Origin of the sequence: Microbacterium enclense (genome assembly GCF_001456955.1) — a bacterium.
In the GTDB taxonomy this organism is placed as follows: domain Bacteria; phylum Actinomycetota; class Actinomycetes; order Actinomycetales; family Microbacteriaceae; genus Microbacterium; species Microbacterium enclense.
The window spans coordinates 329,261-352,777 of the sequence record NZ_KQ758470.1 but is presented as its reverse complement, the minus strand read 5'-3'; the positions used below and the strand labels follow the sequence as shown (position 1 = coordinate 352,777).

General features: G+C 70.8%; 26 protein-coding genes and 1 tRNA gene. 10 read left to right on the top strand and 17 right to left on the bottom strand.

Going from position 1 to position 23,517, the window contains the following annotated elements; all coding sequences use genetic code 11:
- Nucleotides 1–67: 67 nt before the first annotated feature.
- Nucleotides 68–493, bottom strand: a complete 426-nt coding sequence (locus tag AS029_RS09560; RefSeq protein WP_058232351.1) for a hypothetical protein — start codon at nucleotides 491–493, stop codon at nucleotides 68–70.
- 19 nt (nucleotides 494–512) lie between these two features.
- On the opposite strand from AS029_RS09560, the gene AS029_RS09555 reads away from it, so the two are divergent.
- Nucleotides 513–1,961, top strand: a complete 1,449-nt coding sequence (locus AS029_RS09555; RefSeq protein WP_058232350.1) for an aminotransferase-like domain-containing protein — start codon at nucleotides 513–515, stop codon at nucleotides 1,959–1,961.
- Between the two features lie 64 nt (nucleotides 1,962–2,025).
- Nucleotides 2,026–3,840, top strand: coding sequence for a Na+/H+ antiporter (locus AS029_RS09550; protein ID WP_058232349.1), 1,815 nt, complete (start codon nucleotides 2,026–2,028; stop codon nucleotides 3,838–3,840).
- 206 nt (nucleotides 3,841–4,046) lie between these two features.
- On the opposite strand, the gene AS029_RS09545 is transcribed toward AS029_RS09550, so the two are convergent.
- The 3 genes from AS029_RS09545 to AS029_RS09535 form a co-directional block, all read right to left on the bottom strand.
- Complete coding sequence (locus tag AS029_RS09545; protein WP_058232348.1) at nucleotides 4,047–4,859, bottom strand: shikimate 5-dehydrogenase; 813 nt, start codon at nucleotides 4,857–4,859, stop codon at nucleotides 4,047–4,049.
- A gap of 323 nt (nucleotides 4,860–5,182) precedes the next feature.
- On the bottom strand, nucleotides 5,183–5,392 hold the full coding sequence (locus tag AS029_RS09540; protein ID WP_058232347.1) for a hypothetical protein: 210 nt from the start codon (nucleotides 5,390–5,392) through the stop codon (nucleotides 5,183–5,185).
- Between the two features lie 23 nt (nucleotides 5,393–5,415).
- Nucleotides 5,416–5,760, bottom strand: a complete 345-nt coding sequence (locus AS029_RS09535; RefSeq protein WP_058232346.1) for a YnfA family protein — start codon at nucleotides 5,758–5,760, stop codon at nucleotides 5,416–5,418.
- Between the two features lie 242 nt (nucleotides 5,761–6,002).
- On the opposite strand from AS029_RS09535, the gene AS029_RS16925 reads away from it, so the two are divergent.
- The gene (locus tag AS029_RS16925; RefSeq protein ID WP_074615901.1) at nucleotides 6,003–6,191 is read left to right on the top strand and encodes a hypothetical protein; all 189 of its coding nucleotides are present in this window, start codon (nucleotides 6,003–6,005) and stop codon (nucleotides 6,189–6,191) included.
- A 35-nt stretch (nucleotides 6,192–6,226) separates the two neighbouring features.
- Here the strand turns inward: AS029_RS16925 and AS029_RS09530 are convergent, their stop codons facing one another.
- Nucleotides 6,227–7,006 carry a helix-turn-helix transcriptional regulator gene (locus tag AS029_RS09530; protein WP_058232345.1) on the bottom strand — a complete coding sequence of 260 codons (780 nt, stop codon included), beginning with the start codon at nucleotides 7,004–7,006 and terminating at the stop codon, nucleotides 6,227–6,229.
- Nucleotides 7,007–7,054: 48 nt separating this feature from the next.
- On the opposite strand from AS029_RS09530, the gene AS029_RS09525 reads away from it, so the two are divergent.
- The 5 genes from AS029_RS09525 (at nucleotide 7,055) to AS029_RS09500 (ending at nucleotide 11,044) form a co-directional block, all read left to right on the top strand.
- The gene (locus AS029_RS09525) at nucleotides 7,055–7,495 is read left to right on the top strand and encodes a DUF2000 domain-containing protein (protein ID WP_058232344.1); all 441 of its coding nucleotides are present in this window, start codon (nucleotides 7,055–7,057) and stop codon (nucleotides 7,493–7,495) included.
- A 166-nt stretch (nucleotides 7,496–7,661) separates the two neighbouring features.
- Complete coding sequence (locus AS029_RS09520; RefSeq protein WP_058232486.1) at nucleotides 7,662–8,651, top strand: zinc-binding metallopeptidase family protein; 990 nt, start codon at nucleotides 7,662–7,664, stop codon at nucleotides 8,649–8,651.
- A 64-nt stretch (nucleotides 8,652–8,715) separates the two neighbouring features.
- Nucleotides 8,716–9,090 (top strand): DUF732 domain-containing protein, encoded by a 375-nt coding sequence (locus AS029_RS09515; protein ID WP_058232343.1) that lies wholly within the window; start codon nucleotides 8,716–8,718, stop codon nucleotides 9,088–9,090.
- A 64-nt stretch (nucleotides 9,091–9,154) separates the two neighbouring features.
- Nucleotides 9,155–9,454: an Rdx family protein gene (locus tag AS029_RS09510; protein ID WP_058232342.1), complete on the top strand. Its 300-nt coding sequence runs from the start codon at nucleotides 9,155–9,157 to the stop codon at nucleotides 9,452–9,454.
- Nucleotides 9,455–9,880: 426 nt separating this feature from the next.
- The gene (locus AS029_RS09500; RefSeq protein WP_058232340.1) at nucleotides 9,881–11,044 is read left to right on the top strand and encodes an acyltransferase family protein; all 1,164 of its coding nucleotides are present in this window, start codon (nucleotides 9,881–9,883) and stop codon (nucleotides 11,042–11,044) included.
- Nucleotides 11,045–11,094: 50 nt separating this feature from the next.
- Here AS029_RS09500 and AS029_RS09495 read toward each other — a convergent pair whose 3' ends face one another.
- Together AS029_RS09495 and AS029_RS09490 are read right to left on the bottom strand one after the other, a co-directional pair.
- Nucleotides 11,095–12,168, bottom strand: coding sequence for a DUF1266 domain-containing protein (locus AS029_RS09495; RefSeq protein ID WP_228375918.1), 1,074 nt, complete (start codon nucleotides 12,166–12,168; stop codon nucleotides 11,095–11,097).
- Nucleotides 12,169–12,426: 258 nt separating this feature from the next.
- Nucleotides 12,427–12,500, bottom strand: a tRNA-Pro gene (locus tag AS029_RS09490).
- Nucleotides 12,501–12,728: 228 nt separating this feature from the next.
- On the opposite strand from AS029_RS09490, the gene AS029_RS09485 reads away from it, so the two are divergent.
- A complete protein-coding gene (locus AS029_RS09485; RefSeq protein ID WP_058232485.1) occupies nucleotides 12,729–13,307 on the top strand; it encodes a GNAT family N-acetyltransferase in 579 nt (192 codons plus the stop codon).
- A 98-nt stretch (nucleotides 13,308–13,405) separates the two neighbouring features.
- The gene (locus tag AS029_RS09480) at nucleotides 13,406–13,789 is read left to right on the top strand and encodes an RNA-binding S4 domain-containing protein (protein ID WP_058232338.1); all 384 of its coding nucleotides are present in this window, start codon (nucleotides 13,406–13,408) and stop codon (nucleotides 13,787–13,789) included.
- 186 nt (nucleotides 13,790–13,975) lie between these two features.
- On the opposite strand, the gene AS029_RS09475 is transcribed toward AS029_RS09480, so the two are convergent.
- The 10 genes from AS029_RS09475 to AS029_RS09425 form a co-directional block, all read right to left on the bottom strand.
- Nucleotides 13,976–14,878: an NUDIX domain-containing protein gene (locus AS029_RS09475; protein ID WP_058232337.1), complete on the bottom strand. Its 903-nt coding sequence runs from the start codon at nucleotides 14,876–14,878 to the stop codon at nucleotides 13,976–13,978.
- Between the two features lie 132 nt (nucleotides 14,879–15,010).
- Nucleotides 15,011–15,454 (bottom strand): DUF805 domain-containing protein, encoded by a 444-nt coding sequence (locus AS029_RS09470; protein WP_058232336.1) that lies wholly within the window; start codon nucleotides 15,452–15,454, stop codon nucleotides 15,011–15,013.
- A 106-nt stretch (nucleotides 15,455–15,560) separates the two neighbouring features.
- The gene (locus tag AS029_RS09465) at nucleotides 15,561–15,995 is read right to left on the bottom strand and encodes a DUF805 domain-containing protein (RefSeq protein WP_058232335.1); all 435 of its coding nucleotides are present in this window, start codon (nucleotides 15,993–15,995) and stop codon (nucleotides 15,561–15,563) included.
- Nucleotides 15,996–16,440: 445 nt separating this feature from the next.
- On the bottom strand, nucleotides 16,441–17,964 hold the full coding sequence (der, locus tag AS029_RS09455; protein WP_058232333.1) for a ribosome biogenesis GTPase Der: 1,524 nt from the start codon (nucleotides 17,962–17,964) through the stop codon (nucleotides 16,441–16,443).
- Complete coding sequence (cmk, locus tag AS029_RS09450) at nucleotides 17,954–18,679, bottom strand: (d)CMP kinase (protein ID WP_058232332.1); 726 nt, start codon at nucleotides 18,677–18,679, stop codon at nucleotides 17,954–17,956. The genes der and cmk overlap by 11 nt, the downstream gene beginning before the upstream one ends.
- Entirely contained in the window at nucleotides 18,672–19,805 is a 1,134-nt protein-coding gene (locus tag AS029_RS09445) for a prephenate dehydrogenase (protein ID WP_058232331.1), read from the bottom strand. The genes cmk and AS029_RS09445 overlap by 8 nt, the downstream gene beginning before the upstream one ends.
- Nucleotides 19,806–19,860: 55 nt before the next feature.
- A complete protein-coding gene (locus AS029_RS09440) occupies nucleotides 19,861–20,661 on the bottom strand; it encodes a pseudouridine synthase (protein WP_058232330.1) in 801 nt (266 codons plus the stop codon).
- The gene (gene scpB / locus AS029_RS09435; protein WP_228375917.1) at nucleotides 20,658–21,359 is read right to left on the bottom strand and encodes an SMC-Scp complex subunit ScpB; all 702 of its coding nucleotides are present in this window, start codon (nucleotides 21,357–21,359) and stop codon (nucleotides 20,658–20,660) included. Before scpB ends, AS029_RS09440 begins: the two co-directional genes overlap by 4 nt.
- Nucleotides 21,349–22,350 carry a segregation and condensation protein A gene (locus tag AS029_RS09430; protein WP_058232329.1) on the bottom strand — a complete coding sequence of 334 codons (1,002 nt, stop codon included), beginning with the start codon at nucleotides 22,348–22,350 and terminating at the stop codon, nucleotides 21,349–21,351. Before AS029_RS09430 ends, scpB begins: the two co-directional genes overlap by 11 nt.
- Entirely contained in the window at nucleotides 22,334–23,236 is a 903-nt protein-coding gene (locus AS029_RS09425; protein WP_058232328.1) for a ParA family protein, read from the bottom strand. The genes AS029_RS09430 and AS029_RS09425 overlap by 17 nt, the downstream gene beginning before the upstream one ends.
- Between the last annotated feature and the right edge of the window lie 281 nt (nucleotides 23,237–23,517).

Below are 23,517 nucleotides of genomic sequence, written 5' to 3'. Positions count from 1 at the left end.
ACGCTAGCGAGGGGCTCCGACATCGGGCCCTGGTCCGGGCTCCGACGACGCGGGACGGCTCACCGCCTCACGCGCCCACCAACGCCCCGCCCCCGGCCCTCGAAGACGTCGCCGCCGGCGTCCGCGTCGGCGAGGCCGAAGCCGAAGCCGAAGCCGAAGCCGAAGCCGCCGACACTTCCATCGGCACCGGCACCGGCACCGCTCCCCAACCCGACTCCCCGCGCGCCGCGATCACACTGCTCAGCGTGCGCTCGCCCGCCGCGGCATCCGCCGCCACCCGCGATGCGAGCAGCCGGACGCGCGCGACGACACCGATCGCCGGCCCCGCCGGCTGCGCGCCGAGCGCCTGCGCCGCGGCATCCATCACGTCCGACAGACGCTCGTCATGGCAGTGAGCGTCGTCGGAGGCCACCCACTCGAGAAGACGGGTGATGGTCCAATAGGGGGCGAGTGGACCGAAGAACGGGGACTGGGGCGAGATCGATCGGGTCATTGGCCCAGAATCGGGGGGTATGACCCTCGTCGACAGAGCCACTTCCGGCCTGGTGGACCACCGCACGGCCATCGTCTCGGCCGAACGCCTCTCCGAGCGCCTGGGGAAGTGGGCGAGCACGGACGCGACCCTGGCGGCGAGCCTCGCCGACGGCATCGCCCGCCTCGTCCGCGATGGCGAACTGCGAGGCGGCGACCGGTTGCCCTCGGAGCGCACGCTCGCCGCCACCGTCGCCGTCTCGCGTGGCACGGTCGTCAGCGCCTACGCACGGTTGTACGACGACGGCATCCTGGACCGCCGGCAGGGCAGTGGAACGCGCGTTGCGGGCACGGCACCGGCCACGCCTCGGCAAGCCGCCGGCCGCGGCGAGGCGTTGTACGCGTCGCTGTCGTCGAACATCGACCTGCTCCGCGCGGTGCCGGCGATCGCACCTCGCGCCGTCGAGATCGTGCATCGGCACCGACCCGTGCTCGACGCGACCACGGTCGAAGCGGACCCCGCGGGACTCCCCGCCCTGCGAGATCTCATCGCGCGGACGATGACCGATGACGGCACGCGTACGACAGCCGCGCAGATCCTCGTCACGCACGGCGGTCAGCAGGCGCTGAGCCTCCTTGTCGACGAACTCGTCGCGCCCGGCGACACGGTTCTGACCGAGGACGTGAGCTGGCCCGGACTCACGGATGCCGTGCGGCGACGCGGAGGCCGGGTGCACGGCATCCGCCTGACCCCCGACGGAGTCGACGTCGACGAACTCGAAGCGGCGATCGTCATCCGTCGGCCCGTTCTCATCGTCCTGAATCCGCACAACCACAATCCCACCGGGCTGCAGACGCCTCCGCGCGTGCGGCAGCGGATCGCCGATCTCGCTGCGGAACACGGCGTCACCGTGGTCGAGGACCGCGTGCTCGCCCACATCTCGTTCGACGGACGCACTCCCCCGTCGCTGGCCGCGCTGCGCCCGGATGCGCCCATCGTCGTCGTCGAGTCGCTGTCGAAATGGGCATGGGAGGGGCTGCGGGTGGGATGGATGCGCGCAGACCCGGTACTCGTGCGACGACTGCGCGGCCTTCGTCAGGTGAGCGACCTCTCGACGAGCGTGCCCGCTCAGCTGCTCGCGCTCGACCTGCTCGCCGAAGCACCCGCGCTCCGCCGCGACGCCGCCGTCTCCCACCGGGCGGCCGCCGTCCTCGCGGGGACCCTCGTACGCGCGCACCTGCCCGAGTGGCAGTGGCGACCTCCCCGGGGAGGCTTGTGCATCTGGGCGCGGATGCCGACGGGCTCCGCCTCCGTCTTCGCACGCCACGCCGCCGCTTTCGGCGTCTCGGTGGCCGGGTCGACGCAGTTCTCATCGGACGTCGACACCGACGACCACATCCGCATCCCCATCACCTCCTCGCTCCTCGACGAGGGGCTGACCCGGCTCGGCGAAGCGTGGCGGCAGTACCGCACGACGTCGCACGCGTGATCCCCCGGGAATGTCCGACCCCCTCTCTACGCTGAGGTGAGGGGCGCGGCGAAAGGCGGGACGCATGCAGGGACTCGAGATCACGGTTCTGTTGGGCCTGGCCATGCTCGTGGGCACGGTGCTCGCACCGCGTCTGCGTGTGGCGACGCCGCTCGTTCTCCTCGTCATCGGCCTCGCGCTCGGCTTCATTCCGGAACTGCGCGCCATCGAGCTGCCGCCCGAGACCGTGCTGCTGCTGTTCCTGCCCGTCATGCTCTTCCGCGAGGCGTGGACGACGTCGTTGCGTTCGGTACGTCGGTCGCTGCGCTACATCATCCCGATGAGCACGCTGCTGGTCGTGGCATCCGCCTTCGCCGTCGCGGGCGTCGCGACCTGGATGGGCGTCCCGTGGGAAGCCGCGCTCGTGCTGGGCGCCGCCGTCGCCCCACCCGACGCCACCGCCGTCGCCGCGCTCGGCCGCCTGCTCCCCGCCAAGACGTTCATGAAGCTGAAGGCCGAGAGCCTCACCAACGACGGCACGGCGCTCGTGCTCTACGCCATCGCCGTGGCGCTCCTGCTCGGCGACCAGATCACGCCGCTGCAGATCACCGGCATGGTGCTGCTGTCGTACCTCGGCGGCGCCGCCGCCGGCATCGCCGTCGCCGTGCTGGCCTTCTTCGCACTGCGTCGCATGCAGTCGACCCTCACGATCAATCTGACCCTGGTGCTCGTTCCGTTCGTCGCGTTCCTCATCGCCGAACTGATCGAGGCGTCGGGCGTCCTGGCCGTCGTGTTCGCCGGTCTCATCGTGGCGTGGGTGTCGCCGCGCATCACGACCGCGATCTCCCGGCGGGCGGCGGATGCCACGTGGCCCTTCGGCGTCTACCTGCTCAACGGCGCGCTCTTCGTGCTGATCGGCCTCGAGGTGCAGCTCGTGCTGCACGAGATCTCACCCTCCGAGATCGGCATCCTGCTGCTCGTCACGGTGGCGGCCTGGCTCGCGCTGGGAGTGGTGCGCTACCTCTTCCAGTGGCTGTTCTCGCCGTTCTCGCGGCCGCCCGCCGGCTCGTCGAGATCTCTCCGGCACCGGTCGCGCGTGGTGAGCACGGTGGCGGGTTTCCGTGGGGCCGTGTCGCTGGCGATCGCTCTGTCGGTGCCGACGGTGACCGCCGCCGGCGAACCCGTGCCGGGTCGGGATGCCGTCGTGTTCGTCACGGCGGGCGTCATCGTGCTGACCCTGCTGGTGCAGGGCCCGCTGCTGCCCGTGGTCATCCGGTGGGCGAAGCTGCCGAGCGACGACGCCGCGGTCGAGGAGTACGAGCTCGCCGAGCGGGCGATCTCGGGTGCCGCCCTGGCCTCGCTCGACGACCTCGCAGCCGAGCACGGTGTGAGCGACCGCGTCCGCGACCGTGCGCGACGCGAGGGTTATGAGCGACTCGAGCTGGCCAACGCCCGGGCGGTCGCCCGTCAGCGCGCCGCGGAAGAACGCGACCTGGCCGAGCTCGACGCGTCGCTCGACGACGACGCCCCCTCGACGATGGGCCCCGTACCGCCCGGGGCCGCCGAAGACGACGCTCGCTCCGGCCCGAAGCCGGCGTCCGCGAACACGGCGTCCGGGTCACCGACGAGCGTGCCGTCCGGCACGGGTGACGGGCCTTTCGCGTCGGGCCCGCTCGAGATGATCGCGGTCAGCGACGACATCGACGTCACCCAGCGTTCGCCGCTGCTGCGCCACAAGGAGGCGCAGCGATTGCGCCTCGCCATCCTCGACCGCAAGCGCGAAGTGCTGCTGCGCCTGCGACGCGAAGGCACCATCGACGATCTCGTGGCGCGCAAGATCCTGGCCGGCCTCGACCTGGAAGAGATCCGCGCCCGCGGGGCCGACAAAGCGGTGGAGTGACCGGCGGGGAGGCTTCCGGCCCGAGCCGTGGAGTGACCGGCGAGAGAGCAGCCGGCCGAGCGGCGAGGGGACCGGCCGCGAAGCCCCGGCCGAGCGGCGAGGGGACCGGCCGCAAAGCCCCGGCCGAGCGGCGGGGGGACCGGCCGCGAAGCCCCGGCCCGGGCGGTGAGGAACCGGCAGAGGGCCCGGCCCACGCGGTTTCGGTGTCAGACCCGGGAGTGCGCGGACGCGCGCTGCACCTGCTCCGCAGTGGGAGTGACTCCCGTGTACCTCGCGAACTGGCCCGCGGCCTGCAGGGCGATCACCTCCGCACCGCTGATCACCGGCTTTCCCGCGGCGCGCGCGGCACGGATGAGCGGCGTCTCGGCGGGAAATGCGACGACGTCGAACACGGTTCCGGCCGCGGCGATGTGCGCGGGCGAGAACGCCAGAGTCTCGGCATCCGCTCCGTCCATGCCCAGCGGCGTGACGTTGACGATGATGTCGGCGCCGGGCCCGGGATCGTCGGCCACCCACCGCGCGTCGTACGTCGCGGCGAGCGCGGGGCCCGCCTCGGCGTTGCGGGCCACGACGGTGATGTCGGTGAAGCCCGCTCCGTGGAAGGCGGCGACGACGGCCTTGGCCATGCCGCCCGACCCGCGCACGAGAACGGATGCCGCGGGGTCGAGCCGGTGGCTCTCGATCAGGCTCGCGATGGCTTCGTAATCGGTGTTCGACGCGGTGAGCACCCCGTGGTCGTTCACGATCGTGTTGATGGAGCCGATCGCCGCGGCCGACGCTTCGATGCGATCGACGAGCGGGATCACGGCCTCTTTGAACGGCATCGACACGGAGCAGCCCCGAATGCCGAGCGCTCGCACTCCCCCGATCGCCGCGGCGATGTCGGTGGTGGTGAAGGCCTTGTAGACGAAGTCGATGCCGAGCTCGGCGTAGAGGAAGTTGTGGAAGCGCGTGCCGATGTTCGACGGGCGCCCCGACAACGAGATGCACAGGGTGGTGTCTTTGCTCAGCTCGGGCACGGGTGTTGTCTCGTCTCGGTCGCGGGTGGATCTCTCATGCTACGGCGGGGCGGGATGACCACCCGGATCCGTCGCGGCCCACGCACGACGAAGGGCCGGAGCCTTGCGGCATCCGACCCTGTCGTGATGAACCTCACGAGGAGGTTCGGACGGCTACAGCCCGCCGTTGATGACCGACAGGTACGACCCGAAGGGCCGTTCGGTCTCGGTGGCGGCGAAGTCGTCGGCGAGGCCCTCGTGAGGCGCGTTCTCGTTCTTCATGTCACGAGTGTGGCGGAGCACACGGCGATGGGCACGCCGCTTGACACACGGAGATATCTCGCCTAGCTAACTACTTGCTCTTCTAGGCTTTCGATCCGCTGTTCCAGGTACGCGATGTACTCCGCCATGTAGGCCAGCTTCGCCTCGAGGCGGTCCAGGCGTGGGCTGATGTGCCCCTGATTGAAGCTGAAGGGCACCTTGAGCGGATTGTCGGTGTCGATCTTCGCGATCACCGCGCGCAACCGGTTCGCATCCCCCGGAACGTTCGTCATGGTCGTCAGCGTACGCGGGGCGCTTATTCCGACACAGGCGTTGACGGGGCGAGCACGATGATCCCTGCCCCCACCAGGGCCACGGCCGATCCGATGTAGTCCCACATCGTGGGGCGGAACCCGTCGACCACGATGCCCCACGCCAGCGACCCCGCGACGAACACGCCCCCGTACGCGGCGAGCACCCGTCCGAAATGCGCGTCGGGCTGCAGCGCGGCGATGAAGCCGTAGGCACCGAGGGCCAGGATGCCGAGCAGCGCGAGCCACCACCCCCGGTTCTCGCGCACCGCCTGCCAGATGAGCCACGCGCCGCCGATCTCGGCGACGGCGGCGAGCGCGAAGAGGACGACGATGCGGGCCGTGGTCATGCCGCCATTATCCGGCGGCCGGGTCGGGCGAGCGGTCTCATCGACAAGGAACCCCGCGGGACGCCGCCGCGCCGTGATCGGTGGGGGTGCCCGCGTTACGTGGGAGGCACCGGGATGAGGCTGCGGCCCGGGCGACCGTCTCCACCCGCCCGCGTTACGCGGGAGGGCACCCCCGATGACGCTTGGGGAAGTTCTCGGAACGGGAGCCATTCCTTTGGATACGTTTCGGTTCGGAGGTGCTCATGTCCCGACCCCGAAAAGTGACACACACCTACACCCTTCAGACCGGCTGGCAGAAGGCGTCCGAAGGGCCGCTGACCCCCGAACTCGCCGACGTGCTACGCGGGCGCGGCGTGTCGATGGTCCGCGCCCGGCGCGGCCTCTTCGATGTGCGCGAGATCTCCCTGCTCAACGACCCCGCGCCCCGGTAGGCGGGGCGGGTATGGCGACGGTTCGACCGGCACCCTCAGCGACCGGCTGCGAACGCGCCGGGCGTCGCACCCCATACCCGCCGGAAGTGCCGGGTGAGATGCGCTTGGTCGTGAAAGCCCGTGCGCGCGGCGGCGTCGGCCGGGCGGCATCCATCCACGAGCAGTCGACGCGCGGCGTCGACGCGACGCCCCACGAGGTAGCGGTGGGGGGCGATGCCGTAGGTCTGCGAGAAAACTCGCACGAGGTGGCTCGGGTGCGCGCCGAGCTGTCGGGCGATCTCGGCGATCGTGAACGATTCAGCGAACCGGTCGTCGAGCACGTCGCGTAGGCGGCGCGCGAGGGGGACGTCACGGGGCGCGGGCCGCGCGGTTTCCGCGTGACGGTACACCGCGTCGCGCACCACGAGCAGCCAATGCTCAGCGGCCATCTCGTCGCCCGGGTGCGCGAGTGCCGCGTGCACCCTCCTGGCGGCCGTGCTCGAAACCGGGTCGCTCAGAGTCGGACGGTGCGCGATGCGGCCGGTCAGGTCGTCGGGCAGCCACGCGTTCTGCAGGTAGAGCACCTGCTTGCGGTAGCCCGAACCGGTGATCGCCGGACGACCGTCGTGCGCGACCCCCGGAGGCAGCAGCGTCAGCGCCGCGGGCGTCGCCTGGTGCTCCGCACCGTCGAGCGCATAGGTGACGGCACCGCGGTCGACGAGCATGACGGCCCAGTCGTCGTGGGTATGCAGCGGATACGTGTGCGCGAAGCTCGCGTGATAGACCTCGCGCAGCATCGGCACGCGAGGGTGCCACGCGCGCACCCGGTCATCCATGCAAGAAACGTACAAGACCGGCGGATGCCGCGAGCCGATGCTGGAGGCATGACAGATGCCCAGACCCCCGCTGCTCCTTCCTTCGACACGAAGGTGGTCGTCGTCCTCGCTGACGGCCTCGCCGCCTGGCAGGAACTGAACGTCACCGCGTTCGTCGCCTCGGGTATCGCCACCAGCGCTCCCGACCTCGTCGGCGAGCCCTACCGCGACGCCGACGGCACCGTCTACCTGCCCATGCTGCGTCAACCCGTGATGGTCCTCACGGCCGATTCAGCGATGCTCGCGGGCATGCGGATAAAAGCGGCGGCCCGCGACGACATCGCACTCGCCGTCTACACGCGCGAATTGTTCGGCACCTCGCACGATGCCGCGAACCGGGCCGCCGTGGCCGCCGTGGCCGCCGCCGACCTGGACCTCGTCGGCATCGCGCTGCGCGGGCCCCGCAACGCCGTCGATCGCATCGTGAAGGGCGCCGCCTTCCACGCCTGAGACCGGGAACACCCCGACCTGTCGCACGGACGGGCGGGGTGAAGGTCCGGTTGCCACCGGCGTGCGGGCTGAGAGCCGGCTCCTCGCCGGCCGCGTGGTCGGCAGCCCGCTCACCGCCGGCGCAACCCCGACCGGGCGCACCTCGACGCTCTGGCAGGATCGCCGGATGAAATCGTTCCGGTGCCGCGTCTGCGCGAATGTCCTGTACTTCGAGAACTCCGTCTGCCTCTCGTGCGGTACGGGTCTCGGCTACTCGCGCGCGGAGCGCGAAATCGTCCCCGTCGACGGAAACGGACGGTACACGGATGCCGCGGGCCTCATCTGGCACGTGTGCCGCAACCTCAACCTGTCGGGGTGCACCTGGCTCGCGCGCTTCGAGGGCGGGCAGTGCGAAGCGTGCGATCTCACCCGCGTGCGACCCAACGATGCGGATGCCAAGGGCCTGTCGCAATTCCCGGTCGCCGAACGCGCGAAACGATGGCTGCTGGTCGATCTCGATCGGCTCGGGTTCGACGTCGTGGGCAAGGCCGAAGATCCCGAGCGCGGCCTCTGCTTCGACCTGCTGTCGAGCGTCGCCGAGGACGTCACGATCGGTCACGCCGACGGTGTCATCACCATCGACCTCGCCGAGAGCGACGACGCGTACCGCGTGCGCGTGCAGGAGCAGCTCGGCGAGCCGTACCGCACGATGCTCGGACACTTCCGCCACGAGGTGGGGCACTACATGGAGTGGCGTCTCGTCGAGGGCACCGACCGCCTCGCCGAGGCACGCCGCCTCTTCGGCGACGAGACCGCCGATTACCAGGCCGAGATCGACCGCCACTACTCCGAGGGACCGCCGGCCGACTGGCCCGAGCGCTACATCTCGACCTACGCGACCATGCACCCGTACGAGGACTTCGCCGAGACCTGGGCGCACTTCCTCCACATGACCGACACGGTCGAGACCGCCCACATCTACGGGCTGGCGCGCACCGCCGGCCCCGAGGACTCCCCCACGTTCCGCGCGTTCGTGACCGACACGTGGATGCCTCTGTCCACCGCGCTCAACATGGTGAACCGGTCGATGGGCAAGGCCGATCTCTACCCCTTCGTCATCCCCGATCCGGTGCTCGACAAGCTCGACTTCATCGCGTCGCTGCGGCCGCGGAGCTGATGATGCGCCGCGCCGCTCGGCCGGCCCCCTCGCTTCGCGGCGCGCGCAGGCCTACGCTCGCCCCATGAGGAAGATCGGCGCCGTCGCCGCGACGTTCCTGCTGACCGCGAGTCTCACCGGCTGCGGGGCGCTCCCCGTCGGCCGCTCCGCCGCGTCTCCGACGCCGACGGCCGTCGCCGAGTCCCGGGCTGCAGAGGCCTTCGCTCAAGAATCGGCCTATCTGAGCGCCCTCCGCCAGCAGCTGCGGACGACCGACTTCTCCTCACCCCAGCTTTGGATCGATCTCGGTCGCGCCGTCTGCAAGGGGTTCGACGAGGCGATGACCCCGAAGGAGATGTTCGACTCCCTGAAAGACGCGGGGCTGTCGGAACCGGAGGCGAGCGCGGTGGTCGTGATCTCCGGCATCCACCTGTGTCCGGAATACGCGCCCACCCCGTAGCGCCGCGCTCGGCTTCTACAATCGCTTCACGCGTGTCCGCGCGTGCCGCGAGGGGAGATTCCGGATGCCGCACACCATTCGAGTCGTCTACTGCACGCAGTGCGCGTGGATGCTGCGCGCCGCCTGGATCGCGCAGGAGCTGCTCACCACGTTCCAGGACGAGCTCATGGGCGGGGGCGCCACCCTCATGCCGGGCACCGGCGGCATCTTCGAGGTCTACGCCGACGACGAGCGCGTGTGGTCGAGGAGGACGGACGGCGGCTTTCCCGACATCGTCGAGCTCAAGCGCCGGGTGCGCGACCGCATCGCACCGGACCGCGTGCTCGGTCACGCCGACCGCGCGGCCACGCGCGCGGGTGCATGATGCGCCGAGTGGGTGGTTGCGTGATTCCCCCCGCAGTAACTACCTAATTCGCCCCTCCGCGAGGAGAGGTGGGTGATAGTTGTCCCGAAGGTGACCAGGTGGGGGCTCCTGGTCACCTCGAAATCAGGGGGACGACGATGCTCATCGGCGAGCCGGCATTAGGAAAACTCGTGCGTCGGGCGCAGGAGCGTCTCGACCGTCCGATGCTCTGCGCGTACGGCGCACAGGGAGAGATGTCGGAGCCGCGATGCGAGATCGTGGTGACGCGACGGACGTCCCGCGCGGCCGGTCACCCCGGCTTCTGCTCCCACGCCCACTCAGCGCTCGCGCAGGACGATCAGGTGATGTGAGCGTGTCATCCACCTCACGCCCCCGCGAGGAGCGGCGCCCGAGGGCGCGGCAGACCGCGCGGATACGCTCGATGACATGACCCCCGGCCGCATCGATCACCTCGACGGCCTCCGTGCGGGACTGATGCTTCTCGGCATCCCCTTCCACGCCGCGCTCGCGTTCTCCGGCGGCGGATGGCTCGTCTCGTCGCCGGTCGACGCCCCAGCGCTCGCCGCGATGGCCGATTTCCTCCATGCGTGGCGCATGCCGGCGTTCTTCCTCGTCGCGGGTTTCTTCGCCGGGCTCGTCATCCGCCGACGCGGACCCGGTCCCTGGTTCCGCGGACGACTCGCCCGCCTCGGCATGCCGCTCATCGCCGGGATGATCCTCACCGTGCCCCTTCAATGGATCCTCGTCGGCCTCTTCCGCTACGGCACGTGGCCGCAGACCTGGTGGTTCGTCGGGCGCCTGGCTGCCGCGCCGAGCGACTGGTGGGTTCTGCACCTGTGGTTCCTGCTCGATCTGCTCCTGTACTGCGCCGTCCTGGCGATGGCCGTGGCGAGCCCGCTGCGCCCGGTTCTCGGCCGTTGCGGTGATTTCATCGTGGATGCCGTACGCCGCCGCCCCGCCCTCACGACCGCCGTCGTGCTGCTGAGCGCAGCGGCGTGCGTTCTGTTCGGACGTGCCGTGTGGAGGGTTCTGCAACTCGAAGAGGTGCTGAACGGTCTGGTCTCGAGAGACCTCCTGTCATTCGCCCCGGCGTTCGCCGTGGGAGTGCTCCTCGGATGCCGCCGAGCCCTTCTCGCCCTGATCACCGCCCGCGTGGCGACCGTCGCCTTCGCCCTCGTCGCGATCACCGCCTCGCTCCTCGTCGTGTCGGCACCCGATTCCGCGATCGGCGCCGTCGTCCGCTCGGTGGCGAGCACCACCGTCGGTCTGACCGCCGCGGTCGTCGCCGTGGGCATCGCGAGTCGTCTGCTCGACCGGCCCCGCCGCGTCATCCGCTGGCTCGTCGACGCGTCGCTCGTCGTCTACATCGTGCACCAGCCGATCATCCTGGCGCTGGCCGTCGGCCTCTTCACCCTCGGCGTGTTCGGCCTCGCCGGGTGGGCCGTGACGGTGGTCGCGGCCTTCGCTCTCTCCGCTCTGGCGTACGAGCTGGTCAACCTCACGCCCGGCCTACGGTTCCTGTTGACCGGTCGCCGGGCGCCGCAGGCGTCACTGCTGACGATGCGCGAGCGGGCGCGGACGACCTGCTGATTCACGCCTCGGCGACCCCATGCGCGCCGAAGCGCTGACGACCGGGGCGGCTACGCGGTGTCGCGCGGCACCGCCCGGCGCGGTGAATCGACGCGCGGGAAGGGGAGGGAACCGGCGGGCCAGTCGGAGGCGGCGAGGTGACGGAGGTTGTCGCGTTGTTGCTGAACGGCGTCGAGCGAATCAGTCCGGAAGGCGGTCGCGATGAGCACGTCGCGCCAGTACGCATCCCACCCGGTGTACGTCGCGAAGACGCGGTCGGCGAGGGGTTCGAGCAGCTGCCACGTGTGCTCGGCGGTGAGGTAGCCGCTGGCGTAGGCGTATCTCAGAGCGCCGATCGCGCGTTCGGTGTCACCGGCGAGGAGGAGTGTGGCGGGAGCGTCGTCGGTCGGGTGGGTCAGTTCGATGAGGTCGAACACGTCGACTCCCGTGAGCGCCGCCACGCGCGACATCATCGCCTCGCCGTCGGGGCTGGACGCGACAGCTGCAAAGCGCTGAGACCAGAGCCCCACGGCGCGCGCGTCGGCTGCGAGCACTTCGGCGTCGGTACGGGAGGCGATCTTGAACTGCTCATCCAGCGCCGCGCGATAAGCGGACACGGGCAGGACGGGCAAGGCCACCCAGGGCCCGCCCTTCTGCCCGTCGAGGTGACGCTGTCGCACCTCCTCAGGGAGTTCGATGTACGTGGGCGCGAACGCGAGGGAGGAGTTCCAGCCCCGGAAAGAGAGGTCGCTGGAGGCGTCGAGGGCGAGGATCTGCTGCTGGCGCAGCGTGAGCGGTTGCCGCCCGCTCAGCGCGATGTACTGGCGTTGCGCCCTCAGCGGCGCGCCCGCGTCGCGGATGGCGAAGAAGACGACGCCGACGAGCAGCCCCACCATGAGTCCGCCGACGAAGACGACGAACGGGTTGGAGAACTCCGTGCCCTGCGGATACACGGTCAGCGCCACGAGGAAGGCGATGAGTCCGAGGGGGCCCGCGAAGAGTGTCAGCCCGAGAGCCCGTCGGCCGAGGGCCTTCTGATCCTCCCGTCGAGCGGCGTCGAGAGCCGCGGCGTAGCGCCGCCGCCGCCGCACGGGGAACTCGACGTCACCGATATGGTTCTGCAGCACACTCTCAGGCCTCGGCACGCCCCCCAGTCTGCCGCAACGCGCCATCGCGCGACGGCTTCTCTCACGCCGCTGATGGAGTCCTCGAGGCAGCGCACCGTTCCCCGACGGCGCGGCCGTTTCGACAACCGGCACGCCCGCGACGAGGCCCCGGCATGGAAGAAGCTGAGCAGAACCAGGAGCCCGCCCTGAACGCCCGTCCGGTCGAGAACCTCGTGCTCGTCGTCCTGCCCGCAAACGACTCAGGGCCGGAATCCCGCAGGATTCCGGCCCTCTCTGTCGGGATGACAGGATTTGAACCTGCGACCCCTTGACCCCCAGTCAAGTGCGCTACCAAGCTGCGCCACATCCCGTTACCCGCGAGCGGGCAACTCGTCTATCTTAGCCGCTCCGCGGGCGTCTCGCGAACCAGCGGCACCCCGGGCGTGTGCGGCGGTCGGCGAGGGCGTGCACATCGCGGCGACACCGGCGTCACGGGCGGGCGCGTGCGCGATCGGTCGTGCTCGACCGGCGGGTTCCGCGCCGGACCGGCTGCGCGCAACGCGTTGATCGATGTCGGACCCCGTCGCTACGGTCGCGACATGACGATCGAGATCCTGCCCGCGACCGGCGACCGATTCGACGACGCCGAGACGGCACTCGACAGCGGCGACGGCCCCGCGTGCCAGTGCCAGTGGTGGCTGCTGACCAACGCCGAGTTCGAGAAGAACAGCCGAGATCAGCTCGAGGAGCGCTTCCGCGCCGAGTTCGACGGCATCCGTCCCCCGGGTCTGATCGCCTACGTCGACGGCGAACCCGCCGGGTGGGTGCGCGTCGGCCCCCGCACCGCGCAGCCCCGTCTGGGCCGCACGCGCGACGTCACCACCGCTACGGCCGAACCGCTCGACGCCGAGGATGTCTGGGCCGTGTCGTGCTTCGTCGTGCGTGATCAGCACCGCGGTCAGGGCCTGATGACGCAGCTTCTGGATGCCGCCGTCTCTGCGGCCCGTGACGGCGGTGCGCGCGTGGTCGAGGCGTATCCCCTCGACCCCACCGTGTCGAACCGCTCGGCGAATCAGCTGTTCCGCGGCACCGTGTCGGTGTTCGAAGACGCGGGGTTCGACGTCGTCGCCCGCCCGAAACCCGACCGCGCGCTCGTCGCCCTCACGCTGCGTGAGTGACCGCTCCCCCTCACCCGGCCGCAGCCGACGCGAGAACCCGCTCCGGCTCCCTCGCGGCGCCCGCTCTACGATGGAGGTTCGCCCCCGAAGGACCTGAGATGACGGATGCCACGACCACCGCGCGCGTCGACGCGTGGCTGTGGGCGGTGCGCGTCTACAAGACGCGCTCGGCGGCGACGACCGCGTGCCGTGCGGGCCATGTGCGCGTCAACGGCGAACGGGCGAAGGCCGCGCAACCCGTGCGGCCCGGTGATGAGCTGCGTGTGCGCATCCAGGGCTTCGATCGCATCCTCGTCGTGAAGAAGACCATCGCGAAGCGGGTCGGCGCCGCGCTCGTCGCCGAATCGGTCGATGACCGCACTCCCCCGCCGCCGTCGAAGGAGAGCATGCCGTTCGTGCCCGTGCGTGACCGCGGCGCCGGGCGCCCCACCAAGCGTGATCGGCGTGAGATCGAGAAGCTGCGCGGACGCGAGCTCGAGTAGCGGGGACGCTGCTTCCGGAGGCTTCGACATGCTCAGCCTCCTCGCCCCCCAGGTCCCTGAGCCCGTCGAAGGGACCGAACCCACAACACGAGAGACGTCACCGCCCCGTCAGGTCCCTGAGCCCGTCGAAGGGACCGGAACACGCGGCTCCCGGAGCCGCCGCCACGCCCACGTGCGCGGTTCGCGTCAGTCCAGCTGCTCCCGCAGCCACCGCGCCCCGCGCACCGACACGCCCAGCGCCTCGACACGCGCGGCGAGTTCCCGGTCGCTCGTGACGACGATCACCGGGTTCCACGAACCCACCAGCTTCTGCGCCACCCGCACGATCTCGTCATCCCCCAAACCCGACGCCCGCCACACCGCGACCAGGTCGTGGGAGACGTCCGCCGCGCGGGCCTCGCCCTCGAGCACGGCACCCACGAAGGGGAACCACCGGGTCGCCGTCAGCCCGAGCTCCGCGGCATCCACTCCCCCGTGCGCCAGGCTCGACAGGCGCGTCAGCAGTCGTCCGGCGGCACCGGCGCGGTCCTTCCACCACCCGTCGGGCACCGACCCCATGACGTTGGCGACGTCGACGAGGATCGCCGGCCGGGCGTCCAAGGCCGCGCGCAACGCCGGCCACGCCGACGCGAAACCCGGATGCAGCGGGAGCGTCTCGACCTGGTCGACGGGCACCCATTCCAGTGCGACGCTCTCGGGATCGCTGATCACCGGCTCGAACGGCACCGTCACGTCGGCGACGAGGGTCGAGTACGACCAGATGCCCAGATCCAGCACGCTCTCGAAGCGCGCCTGCACGGCATCCGCCGGCACACCCGCCTCTTCGCCCGATTCGCGCAACGCGCCATCCCGGGCCGACTCGCCCTCGTGTCGCGCCCCGCCGGGCAGCGCCCACGTGTTGCCGAAGTGACTCCACGCCACGCGGTGCTGCAGCAGCACGCCCCGCTCGGCATCCACGGCGAGAAGGCCGGCGGCGCCGAAGCGACCCCAGTACTTCTCACCGGTGGGCGCGACGACCCACGCGTCGCCGGGGTCGCGGGGCCCGTGCGGACGCCGCGGTTCGCCCGGGGCGGGAGGCTCGATGGTCATCCCCCTCAGCCTCCCACACCCCGGCTGCGCGAGGACCGCCGAACGTCACATGGCGCCGCGGGTCGCGCGCAGCTTCGTCGTCGCCCGACCGAAGGCACCGCGCCGCGGGCGGCGCACGCGAGGCAGAGCGCCCTACCGGTCGAACCGCTCCCCGCCCGGCCGTGGACCGAGCACCGTGAACACGAACAGCACGATCGCGCCGATCAGCGGCACCAGCGCGATGAACACCCAGAACCCGCTGTGATCGGTGTCGTGCAGCCGGCGCACCAGCAGCGCCAGAGAGGGGATGATCGTGCCCAGACCCCAGACGACGTACAGCACGGCGAAGATCAGACCCGGGCCGCCGACGACCGTGTACGTGCCGTTCGACTGCATCTCGATCGCGCCCGTCGCGACGGCCGGCAGCTGCAGCACACCCGTGATGACGACCGACGCCAAAAACCACCACCAGTACTCGCTGCGACTGGCCCGTCCGCTGAAGGTCGCGTACTTGCGGAAGAACCGGCGCACGGCCGCCGACAACGGGGCCCCGTAGTACGGCCGGTCGAGAGGCGGTTCAGTGCGCAGATCGGTCATCGGTTCCCCCAGACATCGGGCCGCGACGACGCGGCGAGTGCGAGCCCCGACGGGCTCACGGTGAACGATATCGGCATCATTCGGCCGCTTCGCGCAACGAACTCCCTCAGTCGAAGCGCGCGCCCTCCGGTCGAGGCCCGAGCACCGTGAAGACGACGAGCATCAGGATGCCGACGAGCGGCACGGCCCCGATGAGCACCCACCAGCCGCTCCGGCCGGTGTCGTGCAGCCGCCGTACGAGCACCGCCAGCGTCGGGATGACCGTCGCCACCGCCCAGATCGCCCAGACGAACGTGAGGATGATCCCGAGCGGACCCGTCACCGTCAGCGATCCGTCGGTCTCGAGACGCACCCCGTCGGTCAGGGTCGGCAGCGCGTTCAGCACGCTGCCGACGACGGCCGCGAACAGCACCCACCACCAGTACTCGCTGCGACTCGCCCGTCCGCGGAACGTGGCGTACTTCGCGAATCCTCGGCGCACCGCCGCGCCGAGCGGAGCGCCGTAGTGCGGCTGGTCGAGGGTCGGTGCGATGTGGGTCATGCGTGTCTCCCCTGCGGATTCCGGATGCCACGACGGCACCGTCGAGGAAGAGTACCGGGGCTACGCGGCAGAACGCCCGCGCTTGCGGACGCCCGCGGGGCGCCCATCGCGCGACACGTGTTCTCTCGTCGACGAGGGAGGGGCCGTCCACGACACCGCCGCACAGGTAGGTGAGCCCGTCGATGCCACCGGGACGGACGACACCGGTCCCTTCGACGAGCTCAGGGACCTCCGCTCCGGCCAATGAGAGATCAAGTGCGGGTACCGGTCCCTTCGACAGGCTCAGGGACCTGACCTCAACCGATGACACAGAGGAGGGCGCCGGTCCCTTCGACAGGCTCAGGGACCTCCGCGCCGGCCAACGATAGATGCAGCGCGGGTACCGGTCCCCGACGCGCGAACGCCCCGGCTCCCACGCGGGGACCGGGGCGCTCGCGACGCGCGATCAGCGCTGGCGCTTCTCGCGGATGCGCATGTTCAGCACGATCGGCGAGCCCTCGAAGCCGTAGATCTCGCGCAGGCGTCGCTGGATGAACCGGCGGTAGCCCGGGTCGAGGAACCCGGTCGTGAACAGCACGAATGTCGGCGGACGCGTCGCCGCCTGCGTGCCGAACAGGATGCGGGGCTGCTTGCCGCCGCGCAGCGGGTGCGGGTGCTCGGCGACGAGCTCCGACAGGAAGGCGTTGAACTTGCCGGTCGGGATGCGGGTGTCCCACGACTCCAGCGCCTGTTCGAGCGCGGGCACGAGCTTGTCGAGGTGGCGGCCCGTGCGGGCCGAGATGTTCACGCGCGGCGCCCAGGCGACGTGCGCGAGGTCTTGCTCGATCTCGCGCTCGAGGTAGCGGCGACGGTCCTGGTTCTCCATGTCGTCGTCGTTGAGGCGGTCCCACTTGTTGAACGCCAGCACGAGCGCGCGACCCGACTCGAGCACGAGGTCGATGATGTTCAGGTCTTGCACGCTGATCGGCTGCGACACGTCGAGCACGACGACCGCGACCTCGCTCTTCTCCAGCGCCGTCGAGGTGCGCAGCGACGCGTAGAAGTCGGCACCCTGCGACAGGTGCACGCGACGACGGATGCCGGCGGTGTCGACCAGCGTCCAGAGCTTGCCGCCGAGCTCGACGACCTCGTCGACGGGGTCACGGGTGGTGCCCGCGAGCTCGTTGACGACGACGCGCTCCTCACCGGCGGCCTTGTTCAGCAGCGACGACTTGCCGACGTTCGGCCGGCCGAGGATCGCGACGCGACGCGGCCCGCCGATCTCGTACTTCGCCACTGCCGAGACCTCGGGCAGCACCTTCATCAGTTCGTCGAGCAGGTCGGCGACACCGCGGCCGTGGATCGCCGACACCGGGTGCGGTTCGCCGAGGCCGAGGTTCCACAGGGCCGTGGCCTCGGGCTCCTGGCGCGCGTCGTCGACCTTGTTGGCGATCAGGAAGACGGGCTTCCTGCTCTTACGCAGCAGCTTCACGACGTGCTCGTCGGTCGAGGTCGCGCCCACCGTGGCATCCACCACGAAAAGCACAACGTCGGCGAGGTCGATCGCGACCTCGGCCTGGGCTGCGACCGAGCGGTCGATGCCCTTCGCGTCGGGCTCCCACCCGCCGGTGTCGACCAGCGAGAAGCGGCGGTCGAGCCACTCGGCCTTGTACGTGACGCGGTCGCGGGTGACACCCGGGGTGTCCTCGACGACGGCCTCGCGGCGGCCGAGGATGCGGTTCACCAGCGCCGACTTGCCGACGTTCGGGCGCCCGACGATCGCGACCACGGGCAGCGCCGGCAGGAACTCGATCGCGCCCTCGCCCGAGGCGAGACCGGCGAGCAGCGCCGCGTCGTCCTCGTCGAGGTCGAAGTCCTCGAGGCCCGCACGCAGGGCCTCGGCCCGCTGCTCGGCGAGCACCTCGTCGAGGTTCTCCATCTTCTCGGCGAGCTGGTCGGGCCCGCCTTCGTACTCGTCTTCAACGCCCATCGCGGGCTCCCATCGTGGTCTCGACGACGCTCAGCACGGCGTCGACGGTCTGTTCGAAATCGAGGTGGGTCGAGTCGACGACCTCGACGCCGGGGGCGGCGGTGAGGAAGTCGACGACCGTGGAATCGGCGGCGTCGCGCCGGTGCAGGGCAGCCGCGACCGCGGCGGCATCCTGGTTCGTGAGTTCTTTGCTGCGTCGCGCGGCCCGCACCTCGGGAGCCGCGGTCAGCAGAATGCGCACGGGCGCATCGGGGTAGACGACGGTGGTGATGTCGCGGCCTTCGACCACCACCCCCGGGAGACCCGAGGATGCCACGAGCCGGCGGAACAGCTCGTTCACGGCCTTGCGCACCGGGGCGACCCGGGCCACGCCGCTCACCGCGTCGGTCACGCGCGGCTCGCGGATCGCGGTCGTGACGTCGGTCTCGCCGACGCGCACCCAGCGGTCGTCGGTGTCGAGCGAGATGGCGTAGTCGAAGTCGCCGAACACATCGAGCACGGCCGAGGCGTCGGAGGTGTCGGCGCCGTGCGCGAGGGCGTGCCAGGCGAGCGCGCGGTAGGCCGCACCGGTGTCGAGGAAGCCGTAGCCGAGCCGCACGGCCGCGGCCTTCGACACGCTCGACTTGCCGCTGCCGGCGGGTCCGTCGATCGCGACGACGATCGGCGCGGCGGTGTCCGCGGGCGCCGTGGTCGACGACGGAGTGGGTTCAGTCATGGGTGGTGCTCGCAATCCGCCATCCGCGCTGCTGGAGCCCGTCGACGGCACGCCGGAAAGCGTCGGGCACGACGCTGATCTCGGCGAGGCCGAACGGGGCGCCGGGCGAGTGCTCGAGGCGCAGGTCTTCGACGTTGACGTCGAGGTCGCCGAGCTCGCCGAAGAGGCGACCCAGCTGGCCGGAGGTGTCGTCGACCATGACGACGAAGGTGTCGAAACGGCGGTTCTGGCCGTGCTTGCCGGGCAGGCGCTCCACGCCCTCGTTGCCGCGACGGATGGTGTCGGCGACCGCGCGGCGCGCGCCCGGCACGTCGGGGTCGCGCAACGCCTCGGCGACGTCGGTCAGGTCGGCGGCGAGCTGATCGAGCACCGCGACGACGGGTGCCGCATTCGCGCCGAGGATCTGCACCCACAGCTCGGGAGCGGATGCCGCGATGCGCGTCGTGTCGCGCACGCCCTGGCCCGCGAGCCGCAGCGACCCGTCGGGTGCCTCGACGAACCGGCCGGCGAGCAGGCTCGCGACCAGCTGCGGCACGTGCGACATGAGCGCGACGGACTCGTCGTGCTCCTCGGGCGTCATTTCGATCAGGGTCGCGCCGAGGTCGAGAGCGAGTCCCTCAACGAGCGAGAGGTCGTGCGCGGAGGTCTCGGCATCCCGGCACACCACCCACGGGCGACCGATGAAGATGTCGGCGCGGGCCGAGATCGCACCCCCGCGCTCACGACCGGCCATCGGGTGCGAGCCGATGTAGTGCGTCAGGTCGACGCCGCGCTCGCGCAGCGTGCGCAGCGGCTCGAGCTTCACGCTCGCCACATCGGTCACGACGGCATCCGGAAACGCCTCCAGCTCGCGCTGTACGACGTCGGCGATCACGTCGGGAGGCGTGGCGACCACGATGAGCGACGGCTGGTCGTCGGGGCGCTCGGCGCGGCCGGCCCCGTAGTCGATCGCCAGACGCAGCTGGGCGGGCGACGCGTCGACGAGCACGACGTCGACTCCGCGGGCGGTCAGGGCGTGGCCGATGCTCGCGCCGAGGAGCCCCGAACCGACGACGCGGACCGTGCCGCTGGTGCGGGTCGCCAAAGGCCCGGCCGCGCGCGCGGACGTTCCGTTCGGTTCGGTCATCGGGTCTCCTGCTGCCCTGAGCGGTGCCAGACGCACCGCGAGACGCCCACCGGGCTCACTCCGAGGGAGCGTCACCGTCCCGACGGGACAGCGTGAGCAGGGCACCGCGTTCCACTTTAGTCAACTCGCGCGCCTGACCCACCGGGAGAGTTCCCAGGTGAAGCGGCCCGAACTGACGACGCACCAGCTCGATCACGGGGTGGCCCACCTCTGCCATCATGCGACGCACGATGCGGTTCTTGCCCGAGTGCAGCGTCAGCTCGACCAGACTCTCGCCGCGCGAGGAGTCGAGCAGCCGCGCCTTGTCGGCCGCGATCCGCCCGTCTTCGAGCTCGACGCCCTTGATGAGGCGCTGGATCGTCTGGGGCAGCACCTGTCCGTCGACCTTGGCGATGTACACCTTCGTCACCCCAAACGAGGGATGGGCGAGCACGTGCGCGAGGGCGCCGTCGTTGGTCAGCACGAGCAGGCCCGACGTGTCGGCATCCAGTCGTCCGACGTTGTAGAGCCGCTCGTCCCACTGGTCGGCCCACTCGCGCAGGTCGCGGCGCCCACGGTCGTCGTTCATCGAACTGACCACACCGGTGGGCTTGTTCAGGATGACGTAGCGCTTCGACCCGTCGAGCTGGATCGCGGTGCCGTCGACGTCGACGAGGTCGGTCTCGGGGTGGATGCGGCGGCCGAGCTCGGTCACCGTCTCGCCGTTGACGCGCACGCGCCCCTCGACGATCATCTGCTCGGCGACACGGCGCGAGGCCACCCCCGCGTTGGCCAGGACCTTCTGCAGGCGGATGCCGTCGTCGCTCGCCGCGCCCGTGCCCCCGGTCGCTGAGCCTGTCGAAGCGTCATCGTTCATTTCAGAACCTCTCCGTCGAATCCGTCGGCGCCGTCGTCGAGCAACGGCGAGATGTGGGGCAGCTCGTCGAGCGAGTTGATGCCCAGGTGCACCAGCAGCTGGTCGGTGGTGCCGTAGTGGATCGCGCCCGTGTCGGGATCGGTGAAGACCTCGGTGATGAGACCTCGGGCCAGCAGTGTCCTCACGACCGAGTCGACGTTCACCGCGCGGATGGATGCCACCTGCCCGCGCGTCACGGGCTGCTTGTACGCGATGACGGCCAGGGTCTCCAGCGCCGCCTGCGACAGACGCGAGGGCGCCTGCGTGTTCACGAACTCCGACACGACGTCGTCGTGCTCCTCGCGCACGTACAGCCGCCAGCCGCCGCCGACCTCGCGCAGCTCGAAGCCGCGGACCGGTCCCCCGGTCTCGCCGTCGTAGTCGGCCACGAGCGCCTCGACCGCGTGCCGCACCGCCGGCACGGGCGCGCCGACGGCGGCGGCGAGGCTCACGAGGCTCTGCGGCTCGTCGACGACGAGCAGGATCGCCTCGAGGCGACGGGCGACGGATGCCGCATCGCTCGGGCGCGGCGCAGCGATCGGGGCCGCCGCGGTGGCGGGGGCGTCAGCGGCGGAGCGGGAGGCATCGGCGGTCTCGGCGTCGGCGGGCGCGGCGTCGGCGGGCGCGGTGTCGGGCGGGGTCACGGGTTCAGCGGTCATAGTCGGCTCCCAGGGCGGCGAGGTTCTCTTCCGACCACCGCTCGGCGGTCCAGCGCAGGGTCAGCTCCCCCAGCGGTTCGAGTTGCTCGAACGACAGCGCGGCGTGGCGGTACAGCTCGAGGATCGACAGGAACCGGGCGACGACGACACCGGTCTCGGTGACACCGGCGACGAGGTCGCGGAAGTTCAGCGTTCCGGCCGAGCGCAGCAGCGTCACGACGATCGCGGCCTGCTCGCGGATGCTGACGAGCGGGGCGTGCAAGTGGTCGAGCCCGACGGTCGGGACCTGCTTCGGTGCCATCGCCACCACGGCGAGGGCGGCGAAGTCGTCGGCGCTGAGCGTCCACCTGAGCTGCGGCACGGCGCTGCGGTACTTCTCGTCGAGCCGGACGTTGCGGGTATGGCGTCTGTCTTCGCGCTGCAGGCAGCGCGCGAACCACGCCGACACCTCTTTGAACGCGCGGTACTGCAGCAGACGGGCGAACAGCAGGTCGCGCGCTTCGAGGAGCGCCACGGACTCGGCATCCACGAGCTCGCCCTGCGGGAGGAGCCCCGCGATCTTCATGTCGAGAAGGGTCGCGGCGACGACGAGGAACTCGCTCGCCTCGTCGAGGTCGCCCTCGGGGCCCATCGCGCGCAGGTAGGCGATGAACTCGTCGGTGACGCGGCTGAGCGCGACCTCGGTGATGTCGAGCTCGGCGCGCGAGATGAGCGTGAGCAGCAGGTCGAACGGTCCGTCGAAGACGGGAAGCGTGACGCGGAAGCCCGGGGAGTCGGTTCCGGTCCCTTCGACAGGCTCAGGGACCTCGGCCGCGGGGGTCGATGCCTCGGTCGCGAGGGCCGCGCCGCTCGAGAGGTGGCTGAGCCCGTCGAAGCCACCGGACGTCGGGGTTTCCATCGCGAGGGCCGCGCCGCTCGAGAGGTGGCTGAGCCCGTCGAAGCCACCGGGACCGGCGTCGCCGGCGGAAGTGTCGTCAGGCGACGGCGCCACGCGCGACCAGCTCCCGCGCCAACCGCAGGTAGGCCTGGGCGGCGGCGTGCTCGGGCGCGAACTCCGTGATCGGCATGCCCGAGACCGAGGCATCCGGGAACTTCACCGTGCGACCGATGACCGTCTCGAGCACGTCGTCGCCGAACGCCTCGACCACGCGCTCGAGCACCTCGCGCGAGTGCAGCGTGCGGGGGTCGTACATCGTGGCGAGCACACCGTCGAGCTCGATCGCCGGGTTGAGGCGATCGCGCACCTTATCGATCGTCTCGACCAGCAGGGCGACGCCGCGCAGGGCGAAGAACTCGCACTCGAGAGGGATCAGCACGCCGTGCGCCGCGGTCAGCGCGTTCACGGTGAGAAGGCCGAGCGAGGGCTGGCAGTCGATGAGGATGACGTCGTAGTCGGCCGCGACCTTGCGCAGCACCCGCGCCAGGATCGTCTCGCGCGCCACCTCGTTGACCAGGTGCACCTCGGCGGCCGAGAGGTCGATGTTGGCCGGGATGACGTCGAGACCCTCGACACGCGTGTGCACGATCACCTCGTGCGGGTCGCGCTTGGTGTCGAGCAGCAGGTCGTAGATCGTGGCGGCGTCGTGCGTCTGGATGCCGAGACCCGCCGACAGCGCCCCCTGCGGGTCGAAGTCGATCGCCAGCACCCGGCGACCGTAGCCGGCGAGGGAGGCCGCGAGGTTGATGGTCGTCGTCGTCTTGCCGACGCCGCCCTTCTGATTGCACAACGCGATGATGCGGGCGGGGCCGTGACCATCGAGCGGTTTCGGGGTGGGGAACCCCTGGTAGGGGCGTCCGGTGGGGCCGAGGATGACCTCGTCTGCGCCCTTCTTCGTGCCCTTCGTGCTCGCCGACACCGAGTCTCCCGCCTTCGTCATAACGTCGTCGAGTCTAGCCGCCGCCCGCTCCGCCGCCCGGCGTGACCCGCGGGCGGGTGCGGTTCCCCGCGGGCCGCCCCAGGTCCCTGAGCCTGTCGAAGGGACCGCGACCCCCGCGCTCACAACCTCCGCGATGCGCACAACCTCAGCCCCGAACCGTCGCGACGGACTCACTTCGCGCGAATCACTGACTTTGCACTCGAACCCGCCGCTGCATGAGCCCGCCGGAGTGACCGCCCCCGAGCCCGCCTAGACGACCGCGACGCGCGACCCCCGCGCTC

Excerpts from the sequence above, each read along its gene's own strand:
- AS029_RS09560 (WP_058232351.1), bottom strand. The coding sequence starts at position 493 with ATGACCCGATCGATCTCGCCCCAGTCCCCGTTCTTCGGTCCACTCGCC.
- AS029_RS09555 (WP_058232350.1), top strand. The coding sequence starts at position 513 with ATGACCCTCGTCGACAGAGCCACTTCCGGCCTGGTGGACCACCGCACG.
- AS029_RS09550 (WP_058232349.1), top strand. The coding sequence starts at position 2,026 with ATGCAGGGACTCGAGATCACGGTTCTGTTGGGCCTGGCCATGCTCGTG.
- AS029_RS09540 (WP_058232347.1), bottom strand. The coding sequence starts at position 5,392 with ATGACGAACGTTCCGGGGGATGCGAACCGGTTGCGCGCGGTGATCGCG.
- AS029_RS09535 (WP_058232346.1), bottom strand. The coding sequence starts at position 5,760 with ATGACCACGGCCCGCATCGTCGTCCTCTTCGCGCTCGCCGCCGTCGCC.
- AS029_RS16925 (WP_074615901.1), top strand. The coding sequence starts at position 6,003 with ATGTCCCGACCCCGAAAAGTGACACACACCTACACCCTTCAGACCGGC.
- AS029_RS09530 (WP_058232345.1), bottom strand. The coding sequence starts at position 7,006 with ATGGATGACCGGGTGCGCGCGTGGCACCCTCGCGTGCCGATGCTGCGC.
- AS029_RS09525 (WP_058232344.1), top strand. The coding sequence starts at position 7,055 with ATGACAGATGCCCAGACCCCCGCTGCTCCTTCCTTCGACACGAAGGTG.
- AS029_RS09520 (WP_058232486.1), top strand. The coding sequence starts at position 7,662 with ATGAAATCGTTCCGGTGCCGCGTCTGCGCGAATGTCCTGTACTTCGAG.
- AS029_RS09515 (WP_058232343.1), top strand. The coding sequence starts at position 8,716 with ATGAGGAAGATCGGCGCCGTCGCCGCGACGTTCCTGCTGACCGCGAGT.
- AS029_RS09510 (WP_058232342.1), top strand. The coding sequence starts at position 9,155 with ATGCCGCACACCATTCGAGTCGTCTACTGCACGCAGTGCGCGTGGATG.
- AS029_RS09500 (WP_058232340.1), top strand. The coding sequence starts at position 9,881 with ATGACCCCCGGCCGCATCGATCACCTCGACGGCCTCCGTGCGGGACTG.
- AS029_RS09485 (WP_058232485.1), top strand. The coding sequence starts at position 12,729 with ATGACGATCGAGATCCTGCCCGCGACCGGCGACCGATTCGACGACGCC.
- AS029_RS09480 (WP_058232338.1), top strand. The coding sequence starts at position 13,406 with ATGACGGATGCCACGACCACCGCGCGCGTCGACGCGTGGCTGTGGGCG.
- AS029_RS09475 (WP_058232337.1), bottom strand. The coding sequence starts at position 14,878 with ATGACCATCGAGCCTCCCGCCCCGGGCGAACCGCGGCGTCCGCACGGG.
- AS029_RS09470 (WP_058232336.1), bottom strand. The coding sequence starts at position 15,454 with ATGACCGATCTGCGCACTGAACCGCCTCTCGACCGGCCGTACTACGGG.
- AS029_RS09465 (WP_058232335.1), bottom strand. The coding sequence starts at position 15,995 with ATGACCCACATCGCACCGACCCTCGACCAGCCGCACTACGGCGCTCCG.
- der (WP_058232333.1), bottom strand. The coding sequence starts at position 17,964 with ATGGGCGTTGAAGACGAGTACGAAGGCGGGCCCGACCAGCTCGCCGAG.
- cmk (WP_058232332.1), bottom strand. The coding sequence starts at position 18,679 with ATGACTGAACCCACTCCGTCGTCGACCACGGCGCCCGCGGACACCGCC.
- AS029_RS09445 (WP_058232331.1), bottom strand. The coding sequence starts at position 19,805 with ATGACCGAACCGAACGGAACGTCCGCGCGCGCGGCCGGGCCTTTGGCG.
- AS029_RS09440 (WP_058232330.1), bottom strand. The coding sequence starts at position 20,661 with ATGAACGATGACGCTTCGACAGGCTCAGCGACCGGGGGCACGGGCGCG.
- scpB (WP_228375917.1), bottom strand. The coding sequence starts at position 21,359 with ATGACCGCTGAACCCGTGACCCCGCCCGACACCGCGCCCGCCGACGCC.
- AS029_RS09425 (WP_058232328.1), bottom strand. The coding sequence starts at position 23,236 with ATGACGAAGGCGGGAGACTCGGTGTCGGCGAGCACGAAGGGCACGAAG.